Genomic DNA, 16507 nt, shown 5'->3' on the forward strand with positions numbered 1-16507 from the left:
GGCGACGCCGCTCGGGGAGGTCGGGTGAAGGTCGTCCACAGCGGCACGGCGCGATCTGACAGCCCACGAGGCCGGGTGCGATGCTGACGCTCGTGTTCTCCAGCCTCGGTCGCCGCATCGCCCGTCATCCCCGTCTCACGGTCCTCGTCTGGGTCGTGCTCACGACCGTGGGGTTCGCGCTCGCGCTGTTCGGCGTCCAGGGCGAGGGCCTGTTCGACCGCGTGACGACCGGCGCACCGACCGTGCCCGGCTCCCCGAGCGAGCGGGCGGACGAGATCCTCGCGGAGAACGACGACAGCGGGCCCGAGGTCACGCTCCTGGTCCGTGGCGTCGACCCGGCGGACCCCGCGGTCGCGGACGCCATGACGGACGTGAACGCGGGCCTCGTCGCGATCGAGGGCGTCGAGACCGTCATCAACCCGTACGTCCTGCCCGGCGGCGTCGAGGACGAGGCGGCCCGGCCGCTCGTCGCGGAGAGCGGCGACGGCTTCCTCACGGTGGTCACCCTGCGCACCGACCTGGAGCCCGAGCGGTCCGACGACGTGACCGCCCAGGTCATCCAGGACTTCGAGGCGGTGCCCGGGGAGCTCACCGAGGCCGCCCCCGACGCCGCGGCTGACGCGACCGGGCTCGTCGCGTCGAACGGTCTGATCATCGACGCGATCACGGCGCAGGTCCAGGAGGACCTCACGACGGGCGAGAAGGTCGCGCTCCCGGTCGCGCTGCTCATCATGGTGCTCGTCTTCGGCGGGTTCCTCGCCGCGGCGATGCCCATGGCCGGGGCCATCGCGTCGATCGGCAGCGGCCTGGGCGCGCTGTTCGGCCTGACGTACCTGCTCGACGTCGACGCGTCGGTCGTCAACGTCGTCACCGTCCTCGGGCTCGGGCTGTCGATCGACTACGGGCTCCTCGTGGTCTCGCGGTTCCGCGAGGAGCTCCACCGGCTCATCGACGCCGGTGACGACCCGTCGTTGCGACGACGACGCGGCGACGGCGTGGTGCACGCCGCGCTCGTCCGCACGATGGCGACGGCCGGTCGCACCGTCGCGTTCTCGGCGCTCACGGTCGCGATCTCGATCGCGGGCCTCATGGTCTTCCGGCCGGACATCCTGCGCTCCGTGGGTGCGGGGGGGCTCGCCGTCGTGCTGATCGCCGTCGCCACCGCGCTCACGCTCGTGCCGGCGCTGCTCGCGTTCACGGGTCGCCGGCTCGCCCGCCCGGGGCTCCTCGGGAGGGTCCCCGGGCTGCGGCGCGTCCTCGAGCGCACCGCCGACGTCCAGTCCGACGAGGGCGTCTTCTCACGTCTCGCCGGGCGCGTCCAGCGCCATCCGCTGTGGGTGCTCGTCGGGACCGTCGTCGTGCTGGTCGTCCTGGCGCTCCCGGTGCTCGGGATCCACGTGCGCAACTCCGGGATCGAGCTGCTCCCGACGAGCTCGCCCCAGCGCGAGTTCGTCGACGAGCTCGCGGCAGAGTACCCGTCGAGCGCGGGCCCGCAGGTCCTCGCCGTCGTCGACGGCGGGGTCGAGGACGCCCAGGCCTGGGCCGACGAGGTCGAGGGCGTCGAGGGTGTCGCGCGCGTGGACCCGGCGACGCCGCTCGACGGGTACGCGGTCGTGGGGATCCACGTCGAGGGCGGCGACGCCGGCAGCCCGGAGGCCGTCTCGGTCGTGCGCGACGTGCGCGCGCTCGACGCGGGCACCGACGTGTGGGTCACGGGCCAGGCAGCCGGGCAGGTCGACTTCCTCGACGCGCTCGGGGACCGGGTGTGGTGGGCGGTGGGGATCGTCGTGGGCGCGACCCTGGTCCTGCTGTTCCTCATGACCGGCTCGGTCGTGATCCCGCTCAAGGCGCTGCTCACGAACGTGCTCTCGCTCGCGGCGTCGCTCGGCGTGCTGGTGTGGGTGTTCCAGGACGGCCACCTCGAGGGTCTGCTCGGGTTCTCGTCGGTCGGCGGGATCGAGACCTACGTCGTCGCGCTCGTCGTCGCCTTCGCGTTCGGGCTGGCGATGGACTACGAGGTCTTCCTCCTCGCGCGCGTCAAGGAGCTCTACGACGCCGGGTACGCGAACGACGAGGCGGTCCGGCTCGGGCTCCAGCGGTCCGGCCGGATCATCACGTCGGCGGCCGCGATCATCGTCGTCGTGTTCACGGGCTTCGTGTTCGGCGAGCTCCTCGTCATCAAGGAGGTGGGTTTCGCCCTCGCGGTCGCGGTGCTCATCGACGCGACGATCGTGCGCCTCCTGCTCGTCCCGGCCACGATGACCCTCCTCGGCCGGTTCAACTGGTGGGCGCCGGGACCCCTGCGCCGGGTCCACCGGCGGTTGTCGATCTCGCACTGAGTGCGCCGCCCGACGGGCTGCGACGTGCGAGGACCGCGGCTAACGTGACGCCATGCCGGCAGGACAGCACCCGCGTGACGCAGCCCCCGGTGGGGACGACGGCCGCTCGGCCGTGATCGTCGAGGACGACCCGGACATCCGGGACCTCCTCGACACGGTGCTCACCCAGGCCGGCTTCGTGACGCGCACGGCGGCGACGGGCCGCGAGGGTGTCGCGCTCGTGCAGGAGATCGACCCGCTCGTGACCACCCTCGACGTCAGTCTCCCGGACATCGACGGGTTCGAGGCCTGCCGGCGCATCCGCGCCGTGTCGGACACGTACGTCGTCATGCTCACGGCCCGCACGGACGAGATCGACGCGCTCATGGGCCTCGACGCCGGTGCTGACGACTACCAGACCAAGCCCTTCCGGCCGCGGGAGCTGCGGGCGCGCATCGAGGCGTTGCTGCGCCGCCCTCGACGCGCCCCGAGCGCGGACGGGGCGGGAGCACCGGTGGTCGCGGAGCAGGGCGGGGACGACACCCGACCGGGAGCGTCCGCTCCGGCCACCGCTCGCGTCGTCGCCGACGGTCTCGTGGTCGACGTGGACGCTCGGACGACCCACGTGGACGGGGCCGAGGTCCAGCTCACGCGCAGCGAGTTCGACCTGCTGGCGGCGCTCGCCGCGGCACCGGGCCGGGTGCTCGCCAAGGACGCGCTGGTCCGGGTGCTCTGGGGGGACGAGTACGACGCCGGCACGCCCGTAGCGGACGCCGACCGGCGTGGCGTGGAGGTCCACCTCGCCAACCTCCGGCGCAAGCTCGGCGACGACGCCGCGCGTCCGCGCTGGATCCGCACCGTCCGCGGCGTCGGCTACCGGTTCGACCACGTCGGCTGAGCGGAGCCGTCGCGCCACGTGAGGAGCACCGCGGCGACGTCACCGAGGGTGTGCGCGGCCGCTGCGCGCAGCAGCGGGCCCTCGCGCACGACCGCGGCGGGCCCGTCCGTGCCCAGGAGGGCGAGGGCGTGCGTCGCGCTCGTCTCGACCAGGTCCGCCCCGAGCATCGCCGACGTGCAGCGTACGGAGAGCAGCGCCGCCCGGGCGTCCGCGGTGTCCCCGGCGGACGCCGAACGTCCCACGCGCACGACGCGGGCCTCGAGCCGCTCCGCGTACGACAGCGCGAACCGCTCGACGGAGGCGTGGTCGCCGTCGAGCTCGTCCGCGAGCGCCGCCCACGTGCGCCGCATGCGGGCCCGTCGCAGGCCGACGGCCCGGCTCACGCGCGCAGGCCGTGCTGGCGGCGCACGAGCCGGCGCAGCATGAAGAGCGTCTGCAGGACGGTGACGACCCCGAGGACGGGCCAGCCGATCGTGAGAGCGGTCGACTGGGCCGCCAGGGGCAGGGTGGTCCACATCCAGGCGACGGCAGCCAGCGCCACCGCGCCGACGAGGAGCGGGCTGAGGTAGGCCCACCCGCTGCCACGCTCGGCCTTCGCCTGCGCGGCCCAGTTGTCGGTGCGGGACTGGGAGAGGAACTTCGACCATGCGCGGACGAAGTGCCCGACGCGGATCCACATGTACGTCTCGGCGGGGACGAGCGTCGCCGCGAAGAGCACGTCGCGCCACGTGCGGTCCTTCATGGACAGGGCGATGCGCACGTTGAGGGCGACGGCGACGACCGGGGGCAGGAGCCAGATCGGGGAGAACTCGAACGCGCTGATGCTCAGCGCGCCCGCGAGCAGCAGCCCGAAGAGGAGCCGGGTCGCGGCGTTGACGAGCATGCCGACGTTCTCCATCCAGCGCAGGCGCAGGTTGGGGTGGAAGGGCTGGCCGCGGGTGTCGCCGCGCTGACCGGGCCACATGAGGTCGATCGCGCCGTAGTTCCACTTGACCTGCTGACCGTCGAGCGCGCGCAGCGTGGTCATCCCGCCGACGACGGCGCGGGCGGTCGCGCTGATCTTCGTGGAGTACCCGAGGGACTTGATCTGGAGGCTGAGCAGGGAGTCCTCGACCTCGGAGTCGCTCACCCAGGGGTTGCGCTGGTGGTGTGCGGCCATGACGTCCTCGAGCGCGGTCGTCCGGAAGAGCGACGCCTGCCCACCGAGGACGGCCATGTTCCGTCCCCGCAGGAGGTTCTGCATGTTGAACGCCGCGAACTGGGCGCGCTGCCCGGTGAGCAGGAAGCGGCGGAGGGGGCCGCGGGTCGCGGTGGCGTCGACGGTGTAGATCGCGGAGATGCCCCCGATGCGCGGGTCGGAGTCCATCTCCGCCTCGAGGCGCTCGACGGCGTCCTTCGCGAGGACGGTGTCGCCGTCGACGCCGAGCAGGTAGTCGGCCCCGCGCACGAGACGGAAGCCGTAGTTCAGGGCGCCCACCTTCTTGTCGGCGAGCGCGCCGAGGTCGTGGACGTAGACGCGCGTGGTCTGGCGACGGCCCTTGCGCTCGACCGTGTGCTCCCCTGCGAGCTTGGAGGCCTTCGCGAACGTCTTGTCGGTCGTGTTGTTCACGACGACGTGGATCACGTCGGGCAGCCGCGTCTGTCGCAGCAGGCCCTTGAGCACCGAGCGGATGGTCGCAGCCTCGTTGTAGGCCGGGATGACGGCGCCGATCGTGGCGCTGCGCGGCGCCTCGTGGACGACGATCTCGTCGGGGGTGAACTCGTAGCGGTCGAGCTCGGCGCCGAAGGTCGGGACGTCGTCCGTCGTCGCGGCCGTGGTCGGCTCGGTCAGCACTGCGGTCAAGAGGCACCTCGTAGGTCGTTGCGGATTCAACTACGCAGATCCTGACCGCCGGACCTCGGCATCGCCCCGCGTCGAGCGCAGCGGACCCTCAAGATCCGCTCAAGATCGACGACCGCCCCGTCGGGCGTGCGAGGCGTCGAGGAACGTCGCGTCACCGTCGGGGACGAGAGACCGGTCGAGAAGCGCGCGACCGACGCCGCGGGCCAGCACGAACGCGGCGCGGCGGCCCGCCGGATCAGCGGCGGGACTCGAACGCCTGCGTGACGCGGTAGCCCACCTGCTCGTACGCCCGCCGGGCCGCACCGTTGTCCGCGTACATCCAGAGCACGACCATCGGGTCCTCCCGCAGCCCCGCCCGGGTCGCCGCTGCCGTCACCGCGCGCGCGATGCCCCGGCCCCGCGCGGCCGGGTCCGTGGCGATCCCTCCGAGCACCCACGGGACCCCCGGGCCGGCACCCCGGGCGCCCCCGACCCCACGCACGACACCCGCGTCGTCCTTCCAGCCCCACCACCGCGTGGCCGGGTCGTGCGGGTCGAGCTCCGCCGCGGGGTTCGCCCGGTCGAGCAGCGCGCGCGCCGCCGCCCGTCCGTCCCGCCCGTCGAGCCCGACGACGCGGCTCTCCCCCGGCTGGGCCGGCGGGTCGGTCGTCGCGGTGAACCAGTCCCATCGCGAGACGGGTTCCGTGCGCAGGTGCGCCGGCAGGCGCTCGACGGAGCCCCGGACGAGGGCAGACGCCGCGGCTGTCGTCCCTCGGGGGAGCGACGAGCGCACGACGCCCGCGGCGAGCTGCGGCGCCCCGAGGAGGAGGTGCGCGACGCCGTCAGGCGTGCCGAGTCCCCACAGCCCCGCACCGCCGTCGTCGAGCGCGCGCAGCACGACGAGCGCGTCGTCCCCCACGACGACGTCGAGGAGGGCGCAGGCGTGCAGCTCCAGGCGCATCACGGGGTGCCGTGCCCACGCCGCCGGCACCTGCGCGCCCCGTGAGACGCGCGTGGACGCACCGTCCCGGTCGTCCCGGGTCGGTGCGCCCTCGCGGGAGGCGCTGGTGGTCACTCCGCGGCGGCGGCCGGGAGGTTCCCCGGCTCCCCCTTCGCGGCGGGCTTCGCGTCGACGCCGGCCTCCTTGCGCTGCTCCGGCGTGATCGGCGCAGGCGCCTGCGTCAGCGGGTCGTAGCCGCCGCCCGACTTGGGGAACGCGATGACGTCGCGGATCGAGTCCGACTGCGTGAGCAGCGCGACGATGCGGTCCCAGCCGAACGCGATGCCACCGTGCGGCGGCGCGCCGAACTTGAACGCGTCGAGGAGGAAGCCGAACTTCTCCTGCGCCTCCTCGGGCCCGATGCCCATGACGTCGAACACGCGCTCCTGCACGTCGCGACGGTGGATACGGATCGAGCCGCCGCCGATCTCGTTGCCGTTGCACACGATGTCGTACGCGTAGGCGAGCGCGTCCCCCGGGGAGGACTCGAACGTGTCGACCCACTCCGGCGTCGGGGACGTGAACGCGTGGTGCACCGCCGTCCACGCGGAATGGCCGAGAGCAACGTCACCGTCGTCGGCGGCATCTCCGGTCGGCTTGAACAGCGGTGCGTCGACGACCCACACGAACGCCCACGCGTCCTCGTCGATCTGGCCGGTGCGCTTCGCGATCTCCTGGCGCGCGGCGCCGAGCAGCGCACGCGAGTCGGACGTCTTCCCCGCGGCGAAGAACACCGCGTCCCCCGGCTGCGCGCCGGTCGCGGCCTGCAGCCCTTCGCGCTCGGCGTCGGACAGGTTCTTCGCGACCGGACCGGCGAGCGTGCCGTCCTCCTGGAACGTCACGTAGGCGAGGCCACGGGCGCCGCGCTGCTTGGCCCACTCCTGCCACGCGTCGAACTGGCGGCGCGGCTGCGACGCCCCGCCGGCCATGACGACGGCGCCCACGTACTCCGCCTGGAAGACGCGGAACGGGGTGTCCTTGAAGTAGTCCGTGAGCTCGACGAGCGGGTTGCCGAAGCGCAGGTCCGGCTTGTCCGAGCCGTACAGGCGCATCGCGTCGTGGAACGTCATGCGCGGGATCGGCGTCGGGATCGTGTACCCGACGAGCTCCCACAGCGCGACGAGGATCTTCTCGGCGAGCGCGATGACGTCGTCCTGCTCGACGAAGCTCATCTCGACGTCGAGCTGCGTGAACTCGGGCTGGCGGTCGGCGCGGAAGTCCTCGTCGCGGTAGCAGCGCGCGATCTGGTAGTAGCGCTCCATGCCGGCGACCATGAGGAGCTGCTTGAACAGCTGCGGCGACTGCGGGAGCGCGTACCAGGAGCCGGGCGACAGGCGCGCGGGCACGAGGAAGTCGCGCGCACCCTCGGGCGTCGAGCGAGTGAGCGTCGGCGTCTCGATCTCGACGAACTCCTCGGCGTCGAGCACGCGGCGCGCCGCCTGGTTGACCTTGGAGCGCAGGCGCAGCGCGTGGGCCGGCGCGGGGCGGCGCAGGTCGAGGTAGCGGTGCTTGAGCCGCGCCTCCTCGCCGATCGTCTCGGTGTCCGCGAGCGCCGTCGACACCTGGAACGGCAGGGCCTCGGACGTGTTGAGCACGACGACGTCGCTCGCCAGGACCTCGATCGCGCCCGTCGGCAGGTTCGGGTTCTCGTTGCCCTCGGGGCGCCGCGAGACCTCTCCCGTCACCTGGAGCACGAACTCGTTGCGCAGCGGGTGGGCGACGGACTCGTCGCGGACGACGACCTGGGCGATGCCGGACGCGTCGCGCAGGTCGATGAAGGCCACTCCCCCGTGATCGCGCCGACGGTCGACCCAGCCCGTGAGGGTGACGGTCTGACCGGTGTGCTCGGCCCGCAGTGAGCCGGCCGTGTGGGTGCGGAGCACGGAGTTCGTCCTTCCAGGGAGTGCGTCGGGGGGTCGGGGCGCGCGAGCGCCCGTGCGAGTCTAGTCGGTGACCCACACGAGCCCACCAGGAGGTTCCGCATGCCCCGCACCATCGCCACCGCCCGCCGGATCGAGCGCGACGAGCTCGTCGGCCTGCTCCGCTCGCGCCACGACGGGGTGCTCGTCACGACGCGTTCCGACGGCTCGCCGCAGCTGAGCCCGGTGACGTACGGGGTCGACGACGCCGGCCGGGTCGTCGTGTCGACGTACCCCGAGCGTGCGAAGGCCGCGAACCTGCGTCGTCGCCCGCAGGCGTCGCTGCTGTCGCTGGGGCCGGGGTTCTCGGACCCGTGGGTCCAGGTGGACGGGACGGCCGAGGTGATCGAGCTGCCCGACGCGGTCGAGCCGCTCGTCGACTACTACCGCGCGATCTCCGGCGAGCACCCGGACTGGGACGAGTACCGTGCGGCGATGGTGGCCCAGGGCAAGTGCCTCGTGCGGGTGACGATCACACGCTGGGGTCCGGTGGCGACGGGTGGCTTCCCGGCCCGCCTCGCCGACGGCTGACGCGACCACGCGTCCGGGCGTACCGTGCGGCGCATGACGATCATGGTGTGCGTCCTGCTGTGGCCGACCGGTGACGCCGACGCGCTGTCCCGCTACGAGGACGAGGTCCTCGCGCTCGTGCCGGTTCACGGCGGTCGCGTGGTGCAGCGCGTGCGCGCGCTGCCCGGCCAGGACCCGACCGCGCCCTGCGAGGTGCAGGTCATCGAGATGCCCGACGACGCGGCGCTCGCCGAGTACATGGCGGACCCGGCGCGTGTCGCGCTGGCCGAGGTGCGCGACCGCGTCGTGGCCCGCACGGAGATCGTGCGTGTCGCTCCGGTGCCGGCGAGCACCGCCTGAGCGAGCCTCAGAACAGCACCTGCTCCACGCCGCCGCCCGCGAGGTCGAGCGCGCCGCCGTCGACCGGCATGCCCGCGAGCGCTCCGGCGGTCGGCGCCGCGGTGGTGTCGCGGGCGAGGCTGCCACGGGGGTACGCGCCGTCGACGGGCGGCTCGGCCGCTCCGAGGCCGCCGAGCTCACCGCGTCGGTAGCGACCCTCGACGCCCGACGGGCCGCGGTGGCCCGAGACGGCGAAGCCCCGGGTCTCGAGCATCGGGCGCACGCGGTCCCACAGCCAGGACCGGTAGGCCTTCGACGCGTACGTGCCGCGCTCGTAGACCCGCTCGTACCCCGGGACGAGGCGCGGATGCTCGCGCGCGAGCCACGCCATGAACCACTCGCGCGCCCCGGGCTTGAGGTGCAGCGGCAGCACGGTCACGCCGGTGGCGCCCGCGTCCTTGACCGCGTCGAGGAGGTCGGTGAGCGCGCGCGTGGAGTCGGTCAGCCAGGGCAGCACGGGTGCGACCATGACGCCGCACGGCAGGCCCGCGTCGCGGACCGCGCGGATCAGGTCCAGGCGCGCGCGAGGACTGGGTGTGCCGGGCTCGACCGACGCCTGCAGACCGGGGTCGAGGAGCGCGAGCGACACCCCGATCCCGACCTCGACGCGCGACGCCGCGTCGACGAGCAGCGGCAGGTCGCGGCGCAGCAGCGTCCCCTTGGTGAGGATGGACAGCGGCGTGCCGGAGTCCGCGAGCGCCCTGATGATGCCGGGCATGAGCCGGTAGCGACCCTCGGCGCGCTGGTAGGGATCGGTGTTCGTGCCGAGCGCCACGGGTTCGTGCACCCAGGACCGCTTCGCGAGCTCGGCGCGCAGCACGTCGTCGACGTTGACCTTCACGACGACCTCGCGGTCGAAGTCCTCGCCCGCGTCGAGGTCGAGGTACTGGTGCGTCGGACGCGCGAAGCAGTTGTGGCTCACGACCCCGTCGGCGACGAAGTCGCGTGTCCCGGTCGTGATGTCGACCAGCTCGACCTCGTCGCCTGCGCCGCCGAGGGCCTCGAGCGCCTCGACCCGCAGACCCTCGCCGCCGGTGACGTCGCGACCGAGGACCGGCGCGGAGCCGTCCGGCGCGGCCGCGAGGTCGCGCAGCGCGTGACGTCCCGGCCCGACGAGCACGTCGCCCAGCGCGAGGTGGGCGCGACGCCCGTCGCCCCCCACGACGTGTCGCCACCCCCGTTCGGTGAGGAACCGGTGGTCGCCGCTGGCGACCAGACGCGTCCCGTCGGCCAGCGTCACGCGATAGGCACGCTTGCGCATGGTCCAGCGGTCGAGCACGCGCGTGCGGACGTACCGGCGGTAGGCGCCGTGCGCCTCGGTACCGACGATCTCGTCGCCCACCCGCAGCTCGCCGACGGGCCGGTGCGTGCCGTCGGCCAGGAGCACCGGGGTCTGCGGGCTCAGGCAGTACGAGCAGGCGTGGCTGCAGCCGCGGTACGGGTTGACCGTCCAGCGGAACGGCATGCGCGACATCGCGGGCACCTTGGACAGCGCGCTCTTGGCGGTGACCTCGTGGAACGTGATCCCGGCGAACTCGGGCGTGCGGACGCTGCGCACGAGACCGGCGCGCTCCAGCCCCGGGAGCGCCCCGTCGTCGACGCCGATCGCCTGTCCGTCCCACCTCACGCCATGATTCGAACAGGTGTTCGACGCCGGTGTCAAGGTGGCGTGCTGACGAGGCGGGCGGCCGGCGAGGCGGAGGCCGACGCGCCCGCTCCCCGAGACGGGGGATTGTCCCGAGCCGCGTCTGCCCCTAGGGTCGGCACGAACGCCCCCGGGGAGCGCACGAGCGCTGAGAGTGCCGGCCGGACATCCGTGTCCCACCGGCAGACCCGTGGAACCTGATCTGGTTCGTACCAGCGAAGGGAGCAGGGCCGACGTCACCGTCCCCTGCGCCTGCACGCGCCCGCGCGACCGCGCACCCGGGGCACGTGCGCGCGCGGGTGCGGGACGCGCCGTCGTGCACCCGTCGCGGCCCGACGAAGGGACCCGCATGACCGAGCCCACCGCCCGACCCGTCGCACGACCCGTCACACCCCGGCCAGGAGCGTCCCGGCGACCTCGCGGCCTGACGCTCCACGAGACCGTTCTCGTCGCGGTCCTGGGCGTCGTGTTCGGCTTCGTGTACTGGGCGCTCGTCCAGCTCTGGGCGCCGCTCCAGCTCGCGATGGGACCGCTCGCCGACCTCGCCGCGAACGTGCTCGCCGGCGCCTGGATCGTCGTCGGACCGCTCGCGACGTACATCGTGCGCAAGCCGGGCGTCGGGATCCTCACGGAGACGCTCGCCGCGCTCGTCGAGGTCGTGTTCCTCGCCTCGCCCGCCGGACCGCTCCTGCTGCTCGTCGGGCTCGTGCAGGGGGTGGGAGCCGAGCTGCCCTTCGCCCTCACGCGCTACCGCCGCTACGGATGGTGGGTCTTCGTCGCCTCCGGCGTGAGCGCGGCCCTCGTCACGTACGCGTTCAACGCGGTCCGGTTCGGCTGGCTCGGCCAGGACTACGCGATGCTCCGGCTCGGCGTCCAGGTCGTGTCGTGCGTGCTGCTGTGCGGGATCGCGGCACGCCTGCTCGGCGACGCGCTCGCGCGCACCGGCGCCCTCGACGCGTTCGCCATCGGGGCGCGCCGTGGCTGAGGTCGCGCCCGCCCCCGCCGCGCCCGGGACCGCGGCCGTGCGGACGCGGCGCCTGTCCGTCAGCGTCGGCCACGACGCCGTCCCCGTGCTCGACGCGGTGAGCCTCGAGGTCGCGGAGGGGACCGGGCTGCTCGTCGTCGGACCGTCCGGGTGCGGCAAGTCGACGCTCCTGCGCGTTCTCACCGGGGTCGTCCCGCACACGCTGCCCGGGCACGTGACCGGCGACGTGCAGGTCGCCGGCCACGACCCCCGGGAGATCCCTGTGGCACGCCTCGCCGCGGAGATCGGCCTGGTGCAGCAGAGCCCCGGCGACCAGCTGTGCCTCGGCGGCGTCGAGGACGAGCTGCGCTTCGCGCTCGAGAACCGCGCCGCCGACCCGGCCACGGTCGACGACCGGACCGCGCACGCCCTCGCCACGGCGGGGGCGACGCACCTGCGCGCGCGGTCGACGCACGCGCTCTCCGGCGGCGAGGCGCAGCGCGTCGCGCTCGCCGCCGCGCTCGTCACCGACCCCGCGCTGCTCGTCCTCGACGAACCCACCGCGCTCCTCGACCCGCAGGGCGCGCGCGAGGTGGGTGCCCTCGTCGCCCGGCTCGCCGACGGCCCGGGGCGGCGGGCGCTCGTCGTGGTCGAGCACCGCCTCGACGAGCTCGGCGACCTGCCCGACGCCACGCTCGTGCTCGACGACGGCGGGCGCGTCGTCGCGCACGGCTCCACCCGCGCCGTCCTGCGCGAGCACGCGCAGCGGCTCCTCGAGCTCGGCTGCTGGCTCCCTCTCGACGTCCTGCTCGAGGCCGCAGGGGCCCCCGGGCCTCTCGGCTCCGACCGCACCGACGCGTGGCTCGTCGACCTCGCCTCCTCCTCGCGCACCGGCCCGTCCGCCGACCGTCCGGCGCGGGCCGGGCGGGCCCTGCCTGCCACGGCAGGCACGCCGGCACCCCCCGTGGCGCTCCGTGCGCGCGCGTTCACGGTGACACGGTCCGGCGCACCGGTCGTGCGCGACGTCGACCTCGACCTGTGTGTCGGCGAGGTGCTCGCCGTCGTCGGACCCAACGGGAGCGGGAAGTCCACGCTGCTGCGCGGGCTCGCCGGGCTGGAACCGAGGTCGGGCACGCTCACCGTGGCGGGGCCGGCGCCCGTCGCGATGGTCTTCCAGGACCCCGAGCACCAGCTCCTCGCACGGACCGTGCGCGACGAGGTCGCGTGGTCGCCGCGCCTCGCGGGCGTCGCGGACCTCGACGAGCGCGTCGCGCGGACGCTCGCGGCGTACGGGCTCACCCACCTCGCCGACGCGAACCCGTTCCGCCTGTCGGGCGGCGAGCAGCGGCGGTTGTCCCTCGCGACCGCGACGGTGCTCGATCCCCCGGTCCTGCTCGCGGACGAACCGACCTTCGGCCTCGACCGCGCCCAGTCCGACGCGACCGCCCGGGTCCTGCGGGACCTCGCCGACCGGGGGGGCGCGGTCGCGCTCGTCACGCACGACCTGACCCTCGTCGCGCGGGTCGCCGACCGCGTGGCCGTCGTCGTCGACGGCGAGGTCGTCGCGGACCGTGAGACGTCGGCGGCGCTCGCCGACGACGCGCTGTGCGCCGGTGCGCGGCTCGCCCGGCCGCCGCTGCTCGAGTGGTGGGCGCGCACGGGCCGGTGCGAGGGCGTCGGGCTGCGCGCGCTCGTCCGTGCGCTCGACGACGCGCTCCTCGCCCGGTGCCGGCCCGGCCACGGCGACCGCGTCCCGGCGGTGCACGGATGAGCCCGCTCGCCCGGTGGAACCCGACCGTGAAGCTCGCGACGGTGCTGGTGCTGTCGACCGCCGCGCTGCTCGTGACGGACCCCGTGACCCCCGCGATCGGCTACGTCCTCGCGCTCGCCGCGCTCCTGGCGCTCGGGCGGGTGCCGCTGCGGGCCGTCGCCGTGGGCCACGTGCCGTTCCTCGTGCTCGCGACGAGCCTGCTCGTGGTCAACGTCCTGACCCGCCCGGGCGGCGACACCGTCGTGATCGGCCCCGTCACCGTCGGCGCGACCGGGCTGACGATCGGCGCCTCGCTCGCGCTGCGCACGCTGTTCGTCGGCGTCCTGTCCCTGGCCCTCGTGCTGACGACGGATCCGGTGCGCCTCATGACGAGCCTGCACCAGCACGCCCGGCTGCCCGCCACGTGGACGTTCGCCGTGCTCGCGGCGCACCGGCTGCTGGAGGAGCTCCCCGGCACGTGGCACACGATCCGGTGCGCGCAGGCGGTCCGGGACCCGCGTCGCACCGCGGGGAACCTCCCGCGCTCTCCCCGCGCGCTGGGCGCCGCGGCCTTCGCGCTGCTCGTCGGCGCGATCCGGCGGTCCGAACGCCTCGCGATCGCCCTCGAGTCCCGCGGGCTCGGGGCGGGGCCGCGCACGACCTCCCGACCGGTCGCTCTCGTCCCGCTCGACGTCCTCGCGGGCGTGGCCGTCCTCGCCGCGGCCGCGGGCGTCGTCGTGCTCGGCGCGCGCGCGGGCTGGCTGACCGGCCTCGGTGCGCTCACCGGCTGACCGGCGAGCACCCCGACGCCGCGCACCGCGGTGCGCGGGGATCAGGCCCCGGGCACGGCCCGGGGCCAGAGGTCATCGGCGGGCGGAGCCCACGACGCCGCGTCCGCGTCGACCTGCTCGCCGGACCGGATGTCCTTGACCTGGTCGGGTCGCGTGTCGCCCGCGTCGTCGAGCTGCCCGTCGGCGGGGAACCACACGAACGGGATGCCACGTCGGTCGGCGTACCGGATCTGCTTGCCGAACTTCGCCGCGCTCGGCGCGACCTCGACCGGGATCCCGCGCGCACGCAGCGCGGTGGCCACCGCGTCCGACGCCGGTCGTGACTCCTCGCTCGTCACGGCCACCACGACGGCGCTGGGCACCGAGCGCGTGGCACGCACCAGACCCGCCGACAGCAGGCGCGAGACGAGGCGCGAGACGCCGACCGAGAGCCCGACTCCCGGGTAGGTCGTCGCGCCGTCGGACGCGAGCGTGTCGTAGCGGCCGCCGGAGCAGATCGAGCCGAGCTGCTCGTGCCCCACGAGCACGGTCTCGTAGACGGAGCCCGTGTAGTAGTCGAGGCCGCGCGCGATCTTGAGGTCCGCGACGACGACCCCGGGAGCGCGGACGCTCGCCGCCTCGACGATGGCGGCGAGCTCGGCCAGCCCCGTCTCCATGAGCTCGCTCGTCACGCCTCGCTCGGCGGCGAGCGCCCGCACGCGGTCGACGACGGACGTGTCCGTGCCGCTGATCGCGGCGAGCGCCAGGCACGCGTCCGCCTGCTCGGGCGTCGCGCCGGCCTCCGCGACGAGGAGGTCGGCGACCTTGTCGGGGCCGATCTTGTCGAGCTTGTCGATCTGGCGAAGCACGTCGTCGACGGCGTCGAGCCCGAGCCCGCGGTAGAAGCCCTCGGCGACGCGCCGGTTGTTGACGAGGACGCGGACCTCGGGGACGCCGATCTCGCGCAGCGCACCGAGCGCCTCGGCCATGACGAGCGGGAGCTCGACCTCGAAGTGGTACGGCAGCTCGCCGGCGCCGACGACGTCGATGTCCGCCTGCGTGAACTCACGGAACCGCCCGTCCTGGGGGCGCTCGCCACGCCAGACCTTCTGGATCTGGTACCGCTTGAACGGGAACGCGAGGTGCCCGGCGTTCTCGAGCACGTAGCGGGCGAACGGGACGGTGAGGTCGAAGTGGAGGCCGAGCTGCTTCTCGGGTCGCCCGGTCCGGGCCTCGTCGCCCTCCCCCGGCTCCTCCTGGAGCCGGCGCAGGACGTAGACCTCCTTGGACGTCTCGCCCTTGCGCAGCAGCTGGTCGAGCGGCTCCACCGCGCGCGTCTCGACCCCCGCGAAGCCGTGCAGCTCGAACGTGCGGCGCAGCACGTCGAGGACGTGCTGCTCGACGATCCGTCCGTCGGGCAGCCATTCGGGGAATCCGGAGAGGGGTGTGGGCCTGGCCATGGGACCTGATCCTTCCAGACACCGCCCGGTGACCGGCAATCGTCCCGCGGCCGGGCACACCGGTCGAGAACGCGGCGGGCCGGATCGCGTCGGGCCGGATCGCGGCGGGTCGCGGCGGGTCGCGGCGGACCGGTCGCGGGCGAGGGGGGTCAGCCGCGGGCGAGGAACGGGTTGGTCGCGAGCTCACGGGCGACGGTCGTCGTGGGACCGTGGCCGGGCAGCACGTCCCAGCGCGGGTCCAGGCGCCCGACGACGTCCCGCAGGGTCCGCGCCATCGTCGCCCCGTCGCCCCCGGGCAGGTCCGTGCGGCCGACGGACCCCGCGAAGAGGACGTCGCCGCTCAGCACGAGACCGGACCCCGGCGCGCCGAGCAGGTAGAGCGTGGAGCCCTCGGTGTGCCCGGGCGCCCCGACCGCGCTCAGGAGGAGCTCACCGAAGCGCAGCGCGTGCTCGTGTCCCGCGCCGGCCTCGAACGTCTGCACGTCGGACGGCTCCCGGTAGTCGGTCGGGTGCGCCCCGGCGGCGCGCAGCGCCTCGCCGAGCGGCCCCGAGACCAGCGCCGCTCCTGCGACGCCCGGCCCGGCCGAGGCCGCGGGCCGTCGCTCGAGCGTGCCGAACGGGTCCGCCAGCCGGTACGCGTCCGCGGCGTGGAGGACGAGCGGCACGCCGAAGCGCTCGCACAGCACGGCAGCGTCCCACGTGTGGTCGACGTGGCCGTGGGTCGCGAGGACGGCGCGCGGGACGAGACCACGTCGCTCGATCGACGCCGTGACCGCGTCCCCGACGCCCGCACCTGCGTCGACGACGACGCAGTCCCCGCCATGGGCGCTGACGAGCGAGCAGTTCGTCCCGAAGACCGGCGCGACGACCACCTCGACCTCGAGCCCCCCGGGGGGTGCGCCCCGGTCGGGACCGTCGTCGTCCGCCGTCGTCGTGCCGTCTCCCGTCCGTCCGTCCACGGCCCGAGGCTAGCGTCCCGACGCGCCGCCGTCCGGACCGGGAGCGGCGAGGTCGATACCGGACCGTGACCTGAGGCGCGAGAATCCGCGGGG

Annotated in this window: 14 protein-coding genes and 1 riboswitch; of the genes, 7 read left to right on the forward strand and 7 right to left on the reverse strand. The window is 74.5% G+C overall.

Annotated elements, in window-relative coordinates; translation table 11 throughout:
• Positions 1–80: 80 nt before the first annotated feature.
• A complete protein-coding gene (locus tag ACZCLJ_RS03800) occupies positions 81–2339 on the forward strand; it encodes an MMPL family transporter (RefSeq protein ID WP_463105524.1) in 2259 nt (752 codons plus the stop codon).
• A gap of 52 nt (positions 2340–2391) precedes the next feature.
• Entirely contained in the window at positions 2392–3216 is an 825-nt protein-coding gene (locus tag ACZCLJ_RS03805; protein WP_463105525.1) for a response regulator transcription factor, read from the forward strand.
• Here ACZCLJ_RS03805 and ACZCLJ_RS03810 read toward each other — a convergent pair.
• The 4 genes from ACZCLJ_RS03810 to aspS form a co-directional block, all read right to left on the reverse strand.
• Positions 3192–3599 carry a hypothetical protein gene (locus tag ACZCLJ_RS03810; RefSeq protein ID WP_463105526.1) on the reverse strand — a complete coding sequence of 136 codons (408 nt, stop codon included), beginning with the start codon at positions 3597–3599 and terminating at the stop codon, positions 3192–3194. The two genes, ACZCLJ_RS03805 and ACZCLJ_RS03810, sit on opposite strands and share 25 nt — an antisense overlap.
• A complete protein-coding gene (locus ACZCLJ_RS03815; RefSeq protein WP_463106348.1) occupies positions 3596–5050 on the reverse strand; it encodes a glycosyltransferase family 2 protein in 1455 nt (484 codons plus the stop codon). The genes ACZCLJ_RS03810 and ACZCLJ_RS03815 overlap by 4 nt, the downstream gene beginning before the upstream one ends.
• A gap of 244 nt (positions 5051–5294) precedes the next feature.
• Complete coding sequence (locus ACZCLJ_RS03820; protein ID WP_463105527.1) at positions 5295–5999, reverse strand: GNAT family N-acetyltransferase; 705 nt, start codon at positions 5997–5999, stop codon at positions 5295–5297.
• Positions 6000–6109: 110 nt separating this feature from the next.
• Entirely contained in the window at positions 6110–7921 is a 1812-nt protein-coding gene (gene aspS, locus ACZCLJ_RS03825) for an aspartate--tRNA ligase (RefSeq protein ID WP_251150911.1), read from the reverse strand.
• A gap of 99 nt (positions 7922–8020) precedes the next feature.
• On the opposite strand from aspS, the gene ACZCLJ_RS03830 reads away from it, so the two are divergent.
• Entirely contained in the window at positions 8021–8488 is a 468-nt protein-coding gene (locus ACZCLJ_RS03830) for a PPOX class F420-dependent oxidoreductase (RefSeq protein ID WP_463105528.1), read from the forward strand.
• Between the two features lie 33 nt (positions 8489–8521).
• A complete protein-coding gene (locus tag ACZCLJ_RS03835) occupies positions 8522–8827 on the forward strand; it encodes a DUF1330 domain-containing protein (protein ID WP_463105529.1) in 306 nt (101 codons plus the stop codon).
• Positions 8828–8834: 7 nt separating this feature from the next.
• Here the strand turns inward: ACZCLJ_RS03835 and ACZCLJ_RS03840 are convergent, their stop codons facing one another.
• Positions 8835–10493, reverse strand: a complete 1659-nt coding sequence (locus ACZCLJ_RS03840; protein WP_463105530.1) for an Rv2578c family radical SAM protein — start codon at positions 10491–10493, stop codon at positions 8835–8837.
• Positions 10494–10632: 139 nt separating this feature from the next.
• Positions 10633–10754, forward strand: a riboswitch (TPP riboswitch).
• A gap of 106 nt (positions 10755–10860) precedes the next feature.
• Here ACZCLJ_RS03840 and ACZCLJ_RS03845 point away from each other — a divergent pair.
• The 3 genes from ACZCLJ_RS03845 to ACZCLJ_RS03855 are packed head-to-tail and all read left to right on the forward strand — an operon-like array spanning position 10861 to position 14016.
• A complete protein-coding gene (locus tag ACZCLJ_RS03845; protein ID WP_463105531.1) occupies positions 10861–11496 on the forward strand; it encodes an ECF transporter S component in 636 nt (211 codons plus the stop codon).
• Entirely contained in the window at positions 11489–13246 is a 1758-nt protein-coding gene (locus tag ACZCLJ_RS03850; protein WP_463105532.1) for an ABC transporter ATP-binding protein, read from the forward strand. The genes ACZCLJ_RS03845 and ACZCLJ_RS03850 overlap by 8 nt, the downstream gene beginning before the upstream one ends.
• Complete coding sequence (locus ACZCLJ_RS03855) at positions 13243–14016, forward strand: energy-coupling factor transporter transmembrane component T family protein (RefSeq protein ID WP_463105533.1); 774 nt, start codon at positions 13243–13245, stop codon at positions 14014–14016. The genes ACZCLJ_RS03850 and ACZCLJ_RS03855 overlap by 4 nt, the downstream gene beginning before the upstream one ends.
• A gap of 41 nt (positions 14017–14057) precedes the next feature.
• Here the strand turns inward: ACZCLJ_RS03855 and hisS are convergent, their stop codons facing one another.
• Complete coding sequence (gene hisS, locus ACZCLJ_RS03860; RefSeq protein ID WP_463105534.1) at positions 14058–15455, reverse strand: histidine--tRNA ligase; 1398 nt, start codon at positions 15453–15455, stop codon at positions 14058–14060.
• 149 nt (positions 15456–15604) lie between these two features.
• Complete coding sequence (locus ACZCLJ_RS03865) at positions 15605–16414, reverse strand: MBL fold metallo-hydrolase (protein ID WP_463105535.1); 810 nt, start codon at positions 16412–16414, stop codon at positions 15605–15607.
• Positions 16415–16507 lie beyond the last annotated feature (93 nt).

The organism is Cellulosimicrobium sp. So1_17, from assembly GCF_055181235.1.

Excerpts from the sequence above, each read along its gene's own strand:
- ACZCLJ_RS03835 (WP_463105529.1), top strand. The coding sequence starts at position 8,522 with ATGACGATCATGGTGTGCGTCCTGCTGTGGCCGACCGGTGACGCCGAC.
- ACZCLJ_RS03855 (WP_463105533.1), top strand. The coding sequence starts at position 13,243 with ATGAGCCCGCTCGCCCGGTGGAACCCGACCGTGAAGCTCGCGACGGTG.
- ACZCLJ_RS03800 (WP_463105524.1), top strand. The coding sequence starts at position 81 with ATGCTGACGCTCGTGTTCTCCAGCCTCGGTCGCCGCATCGCCCGTCAT.
- hisS (WP_463105534.1), bottom strand. The coding sequence starts at position 15,455 with ATGGCCAGGCCCACACCCCTCTCCGGATTCCCCGAATGGCTGCCCGAC.
- ACZCLJ_RS03805 (WP_463105525.1), top strand. The coding sequence starts at position 2,392 with ATGCCGGCAGGACAGCACCCGCGTGACGCAGCCCCCGGTGGGGACGAC.
- ACZCLJ_RS03830 (WP_463105528.1), top strand. The coding sequence starts at position 8,021 with ATGCCCCGCACCATCGCCACCGCCCGCCGGATCGAGCGCGACGAGCTC.
- ACZCLJ_RS03820 (WP_463105527.1), bottom strand. The coding sequence starts at position 5,999 with ATGCGCCTGGAGCTGCACGCCTGCGCCCTCCTCGACGTCGTCGTGGGG.
- ACZCLJ_RS03845 (WP_463105531.1), top strand. The coding sequence starts at position 10,861 with ATGACCGAGCCCACCGCCCGACCCGTCGCACGACCCGTCACACCCCGG.